The sequence below is a fragment of the Roseateles sp. genome (genome assembly GCF_031397715.1).
Lineage (GTDB): Bacteria > Pseudomonadota > Gammaproteobacteria > Burkholderiales > Burkholderiaceae_C > Paucibacter_A.
Map to the genome: position 1 here is coordinate 1 of NZ_JANNMI010000344.1, position 5,553 is coordinate 5,553.

Below are 5,553 nucleotides of genomic sequence, written 5' to 3' on the forward strand. Positions count from 1 at the left end.
GAGGTCTTCACCGTCTTCTTGCGTGGTCGACATTTCGCGGCAGTTGCGGCGAATCTGATCGACCAGCTTGTGCTTGAGGATGCCGATCAGCCAGGTCTTGAGCTGCGAAGTACCGCTGAAGCTTTGCGGCTTTTCGATCGCCACCAACAGCGTCTCGGAGACCGCGTCTTCGGCCCAGGCCGCATTGCGCAGCTGCAGTTGCGCAAACTTCAGCAACTGCGGGCGCAACAGGTTCAATTGGGCGGCGATGTCGTTCATGGGCGGGGCAACTCCAAAGTGCATGCCAAGACCAGCAGCGCGCAGTGTAAACACAGCTCGGTGACAAGCGCTGCCCCATAACGAAAGCATGGCCGAACTCGGCGCCACCCTGCAGGAGTGGGTCGGCTATTTGCTGATCCTGGTGCTGATCTAGCATGTGCATGTGGCCGGCGCGCTCAAACATCATCTGATCTACAAAGACGGTGTTTTGCGGCGCATGCTGGGCCACCGCATCTGAGTAGCACCACTAACAATCCAGTTTGACGGCCTGCAGCGGCCGGCCAGTCAAGGCATCAATGATGACCAGATTGAGCTGCCGCAAATGGCCCGGCGTGGCTCCCTGGGCCGGGCTGAATTCCAGCTGCATGGCTTTGCCCGGCTGGACCTGCCAAGCGCCCACCGGCCTGTACTCGCGCACCACATACTCGTGGCGCAAGAGCGCGCCGCTGTTTTCACCCGCCTTGACCGCGCTTTGGTGACCTTGCTCGGTGACGGCCCAATAGGCGGCCAATTTGGCCGGCGCGGCGCCATCCACCGCTTGCACAGTGGCGGTGAATCGGCTGCCCTCCCCTCGCAGACCGATCGCGACCTTGGCCGCCGGGCGCGTCAAAGCCAGGCCGTTGAGGGCTATCCGAGGCCAGTCCTTGCGGTCAACCCCGTCCAGCACAATCTGCGGCGTGTAGCTGAAACGCGCGCCATTGCGCGCTTGCTCCAGCGCTTGACGTTGGGTGAACTCGGCGGAAGCAAAGCGGTCTTTCCAACCCAGCCGGTCCCAGTAGTCAACATGAAAGGCCAGCGCCACCACGCCCGCCTCGGCCGGCAACTGCCCCAACCATCGGTCGGCCGGTGGGCAAGAACTGCAGCCCTCCGAGGTGTAAAGCTCGATCACCGGGGTCTGCGTGGCAGCGCTGCGCGCACTGCAGCTGCCGCCGCTTGCAAAGCCAAGTGCGGGCAGCAGACTGCTCAATGCCAAAGCGGCAGCGAAACGAGATGTCATGAGCGGAGTCTCCAAAGCGTATATCCGCCTACTTGGTCGCCGGCCTGCGCCGGAACTTACAGTGCCGCTAATCCGGCCAATCCGGCTTGGCCGGCTTGGCCGGCGCCGCAAACCAGGCACTCTTGGGCACGAACTTGGCCTGCTCCGGGTCGCCCAGGTAATGCGGCGACATGATCTGCACGCCGTATTCGTTGAACACATCCTGGATATTGGCGTGCAAGGCACTCAGCACCTCGGCGCGCGGCCTCGGCTCGCTGGGCACAGCCTGGCAGACCAGCCGGTACTCGGGGTAAAAATCCGACAGCGCGGTCTGGAACACCCGCGCCGACGGCATCGACAAGACCCCCGGCGTGCGGTGCGCCGCCTCGATCAGCATCGCCTCGACCTGCCGCCACGGCGTGTCATAACCAATCGTGACGACGGTGTCGACGATGAAGCCGGGGCCACTGACGGCGCGTGAATAGTTCTTCGTCACCGCGCCCATCACCAGCGAATTCGGCATCGTCAGCTCCTCGCCCAGGCCGGTGCGAATGCGCGTGCTGAACATACCCAGCTCGGTGATGGTGCCCTCGTGACCGTCAATTCGCACGTACTCGCCGACCCGGATAGTGCGCGTGAACATCAAAATCATGCCGCTGGCACCCTGGCCAACGATGCTGGACGCGCCCAGCGAGATCATCAGCCCCAGCAGCACCGAGACCCCTTTGAAGGCCTCACTGCTGGAACCCGGCAAATAGGGATAGGCCATCACCAGCGCAAACAACCAGATGCCGGTGCTGATGATGCGCCGCGATGGCCGCACGGTGTCGCGGTCCAGCCAGCCAAGCGAGGCCTCACCGCGCTCGATGCGGTTGAAGATCGGATTGATCAGATTCACCACCGCACGCGCCAGCAAAAAGATCAGCAGCGCCACAAACAAGTCCGGCAAGGCGCCCAGGATGCCGCCGCCCAGGCTCACCACCACCTGCCACAAGTAGCCACTCAGTTGCTCGCCCCAGGGCCGGGTGTAGGGGAACTGGCTCAAGACAATGCTCAGCCATTCATAAACCAGCAGCCCCAACAAGGCCCAGCCGGTCGCGCGTACGGCCAGGCTGACCGCCGTCAGCACCTTGTCGCCCTGCAGCAGCTGGGTGCCGGCCACCTCCAGCGCGGCGGCGCGGCGGCTCATCTGCGCCGACAACCAGGCGGCCAGCGCGCGCTGGCCGCGCCGCAGCAAGACCACCAAGACGACGAACACCAGAGTCGCCGCCACCGCGATCAACAGGCCGCGCAGCAGGCGCGATTCGTCGCGGCTCTCGCGCGTCTCGGCGATCACCTGTTCGAGCTGGAACTTGGCCGCAGCGACGGTTTCATCCAAGGTCTTGCCGGCGCCCTCGTCCACATCCTCCGGCGTCAGGATCAAGGCCATCTCGCCGTCAATCATCAAGATACGGCCTTGCGGCTCTTTGCGCACCGTCACCTCGCCGGCACCGCCGCGCGCCAACACCTCGTTCATATAGAGACGCGAGCGGCGCGCCCGCTCAGCAGCGCTAACGCCGAGAAACGGCGCCCGGTAAACCGCGATGGTCCGGTTGAAAATCTCCACCGTCGCTTCCGGCTGCGAGTTGGCGGCCGCCGACGCTGCTGCCACCACAGGCACCGGCGCTTGCGCGACGGCCGACGATGGCAGCCACCAGGCAAGCACCGCCAGCAGTCCTGCGATGCTGACGTTCTTCAAAACGGCATTCAGACTGCGCATGAGTAAACACCTGAAAAGTGATGTCGGCGAGCATATCTTCCTCAGTACCGGGTGGGCAAGCTGACGCAGCGGCAGCACCGAGCCGCTGGGGCCACGCACGCCCAAGTGCGAGCCTGTCTGCTGGCGTCGCCTTCATCCTCGCTTTGCCGAGATTTCCAGTTTTACGCGTGCGTTCAGACGCTGGACGGGGCAGGCTCCTAGCGCTTCAGACGGCGAGCCGTTCTTGTGCGCGACGTATCATGAGCTTTAATCTAAACGCAAGAGGAGCCTTCAAATGGACAAGTCCATGGTCAAAGGCCTGGTCATCGGTGGCATTGCCACAGTCGTTCTGGGTGCAGGTGCCGTGACTGGCTATCGAACCATAACCACACCCCAAAACGCGGATGTGCGTGCAGTACGGGAATTAAAAGAAACCGTCGTCACGCCGCAGAAACGTTGCGCCGACGTGGCCGTGAAGCACCAAGCACCGGTCAAGGACGACAACCGTGTGGCCGGCAGCGTGATTGGCGGCCTGGCCGGCGGCTTACTCGGCAACCAGATCGGCGGCGGTAAGGGCAAAACACTGGCCACCGTGGCCGGTGTTGCAGCCGGAGGCTATGCCGGCAACCAGGTGCAGAAGAATATGCAAGAGGGTGATGTGGTCGTGACGACCGAACGTCGCTGCCAGACCGTCAACGAAAAATCGCAGAAAGTCGTCGGCTACGACGTCACCTACCGTCTCTCCGGCAAGGAGGGTGTCGTGCGCACCTCCTACAAGCCGGGCGCCACGCTGCCGGTGAAAAATGGTGTGGTGGACACGACAGCGCCTGCGGTGGCTAGCAAGTCCTGATGCGTTACATGGCCGGGAGGGGGTGAACCTCTGCCGAGCCAACGACCCCTCCTATCAACTCGCGGTCGACAAACCCTGCGTCACATGTTCGGGCAACATCACCTGACCTTGGGCGTTAGCGATCGCCTCGATGTGGATCACCGGCGACGCACCTCGTACGCCGCCGAAGATGGTGGCGAAGGCGGTGTCGGCTGCGTCATGCCCGGTGCCGATGCGGATCAAGGCCATCGGGATGGCCACGCCCGAGGGGTCGAACAAATACCAGCGCTGGCCCAGATAGACCTCCACATAGGCATGAAAGTCCTGCGCGCGTAGGCTCAGGTCGAGCCCGTAGTCGATGCCGGTGACGAAGCGGGCCGGCATATTCAGCGCGCGGCACAAAGCAATCATCAGATGGGCAAAATCGCGGCAGACACCGGCGCGGTCCACCAGGGTGTCCACCGCCGTGGTGGTGCCGGTGGATGAATTGGCCAGGAAGCTGGTGCGCGCCTGCACCCAGTCGCGGATCGCCAGCACCCGGCCGTAGCCCTTGGGCAGCTGGCCAAACTCCTGCCCCGCCAGCCGGTACAGCCGGTCCGACTCGCAGTAACGGCTGGGGTAGACATAGGGCAAAACTTCGCCGGGCAAATCGGCCACGGCCAGCTCGCTCAGCTGATCGGTCGGCGTTTGGACATGATCCAGATCGACGCTGGCGCTGTAGTTCATCGTCAGCTGGCCGGCCTGTGCCTGCAGGCGCAAAAAGCGGGTCTGGCTCAGCGCGTCCACATAGAGCACCGAGTTGACGCCCTGGCTGTTACTGAGCGTTTCGCTGAGCACGCTCTGCTGCGGCGTTTGCGCGGCATGCAGATTGAAAATGAAATCGCAGCCCGGAGCGTCGATCTCGTAGCTCAACTCAACGGTGTATTGGAATCTGAGCATGGGAAAAGGCTCCGTGTTGGGCGGGGCCAGCGCGGGCAAAAAGACGGCAGCCGCCAGCTGATATGGCGCTGCGGAAACCCATTATGGGGGGTGCGTGCCGCTATGTCAGGCCGCACTATCCCGCGCAGCACAAATTGGCTTGGGCCGACGCAACAGTGCACCCCAACATGGTGCGGCACGTGCGACCATGCTGGTGCACAAGCGCCCAATTTTGAGCCAACGCCGAAAGTGCAGGCACCCACTTGCACAACCCAGTACATGGCCCGGATATTGCTCACACATCAAAGGCAAGGGAGAGCATGAATGAAATCCAGCTTCGACGAAATGCACTTCAATGGCTCATCGGGAGGTACGGCCTCCGCCGGGACGCCGGGTTCTTCAAGCGCGCGAACTCATTACCAAACTTTTGAGCGCTGGCTGGCCGGCCAGCCCGAGCAGACCATGCGTTTGCGGCGCGAAGAAGCGGAGCTGATCTTCCGCCGCGTCGGCATCACCTTCGCCGTCTACGGCGACAAGGACAGTGGCGAAGGCACCGAACGCTTGATCCCCTTTGACGTGATCCCGCGCGTCATTCCCGCCGACGAGTGGCGCGAGCTGGAAGCCGGCCTGCGCCAGCGCGTCACCGCGCTGAACCGATTCATTCACGACGTCTATCACGGCCAGGACATCATTCGCGCCGGCATCGTGCCCGCAGGCCCGATCCTCAACAACGCGCAGTTCCGCCCCGAGATGATGGGGGTGGACGTACCGCTGAATATCTACTCGCAGATCGCCGGCATCGACATCGTGCGTGCCAGCAACGCCGATGGCAGC

Annotated in this window: 6 protein-coding genes; 2 read left to right on the forward strand and 4 right to left on the reverse strand. The window is 63.2% G+C overall.

Features of this window, described 5'->3' with window-relative positions; translation table 11 throughout:
* The 3 genes from RMO57_RS15015 to RMO57_RS15025 all read right to left on the reverse strand — a co-directional run.
* The coding region (locus tag RMO57_RS15015) for a sigma factor (protein WP_310387961.1) at nt 1-258 on the reverse strand (258 nt) is incomplete at its 3' end.
* 247 nt (nt 259-505) lie between these two features.
* Entirely contained in the window at nt 506-1,255 is a 750-nt protein-coding gene (locus RMO57_RS15020; protein WP_310387963.1) for a DUF1223 domain-containing protein, read from the reverse strand.
* 67 nt (nt 1,256-1,322) lie between these two features.
* Entirely contained in the window at nt 1,323-2,993 is a 1,671-nt protein-coding gene (locus RMO57_RS15025; RefSeq protein ID WP_310387966.1) for a mechanosensitive ion channel family protein, read from the reverse strand.
* 274 nt (nt 2,994-3,267) lie between these two features.
* On the opposite strand from RMO57_RS15025, the gene RMO57_RS15030 reads away from it, so the two are divergent.
* The gene (locus RMO57_RS15030; RefSeq protein ID WP_310387968.1) at nt 3,268-3,822 is read left to right on the forward strand and encodes a glycine zipper 2TM domain-containing protein; all 555 of its coding nucleotides are present in this window, start codon (nt 3,268-3,270) and stop codon (nt 3,820-3,822) included.
* Nucleotides 3,823-3,876: 54 nt separating this feature from the next.
* Here RMO57_RS15030 and RMO57_RS15035 read toward each other — a convergent pair whose 3' ends face one another.
* Complete coding sequence (locus tag RMO57_RS15035) at nt 3,877-4,740, reverse strand: transglutaminase family protein (protein WP_310387969.1); 864 nt, start codon at nt 4,738-4,740, stop codon at nt 3,877-3,879.
* A 303-nt stretch (nt 4,741-5,043) separates the two neighbouring features.
* Between RMO57_RS15035 and RMO57_RS15040 the strand changes: the two genes are divergently transcribed.
* Nucleotides 5,044-5,553 (forward strand): circularly permuted type 2 ATP-grasp protein (locus tag RMO57_RS15040; RefSeq protein WP_414896438.1); only part of this gene is annotated, 510 nt, incomplete at its 3' end.

What these genes read in the sequence shown, in the direction of transcription:
- RMO57_RS15030 (WP_310387968.1), top strand. Translation starts at nt 3,268, where the DNA reads ATGGACAAGTCCATGGTCAAAGGCCTGGTCATCGGTGGCATTGCCACA.
- RMO57_RS15020 (WP_310387963.1), bottom strand. Translation starts at nt 1,255, where the DNA reads ATGACATCTCGTTTCGCTGCCGCTTTGGCATTGAGCAGTCTGCTGCCC.
- RMO57_RS15035 (WP_310387969.1), bottom strand. Translation starts at nt 4,740, where the DNA reads ATGCTCAGATTCCAATACACCGTTGAGTTGAGCTACGAGATCGACGCT.
- RMO57_RS15025 (WP_310387966.1), bottom strand. Translation starts at nt 2,993, where the DNA reads ATGCGCAGTCTGAATGCCGTTTTGAAGAACGTCAGCATCGCAGGACTG.